The sequence below is a fragment of the Pseudomonas peli genome, assembly GCF_050563605.1.
Classification (GTDB): Bacteria; Pseudomonadota; Gammaproteobacteria; order Pseudomonadales; family Pseudomonadaceae; genus Aquipseudomonas; species Aquipseudomonas peli_A.
In genome coordinates this window covers 1-272 of sequence record NZ_JBNXUH010000259.1, presented here as the reverse complement: position 1 = coordinate 272, position 272 = coordinate 1, and the positions used below count along the sequence as shown (strand labels likewise).

Annotated in this window: 1 protein-coding gene; it reads right to left on the bottom strand. The window is 64.0% G+C overall.

What is annotated here, in order from left to right; all coding sequences use genetic code 11:
* Window positions 1-272: SOS response-associated peptidase family protein (locus tag ACQ4LH_RS21660; protein ID WP_430699004.1), on the bottom strand; the 272-nt coding region annotated here is incomplete at both ends.

Sequence of the window (272 nt, the reverse complement as noted above, 5' to 3'; positions counted from 1 at the left end):
TGCCATTCCATATCATCCGCGCCCGCCCAAGCCTCCCACTCGTGGGGCGTCGCCGGCAGCGCCAGATGTGTTTAAGCGCCCGATCGAGGATCAGTGGCCGACGCTGTCTCTCCGCCGCCTGAGTCACCACCGCCGCGCTCAGGTAGACGCAACCCTCAACCGGATAGGCTTCCCACAAAGCGGCGAAAAACAGCGGTGTGCTCTCGCCGGTGAGCCAGTACGGGCGCTTGCGCGCCGTGCCCCGCCACTCATAGAACTGTCTCTTATACACA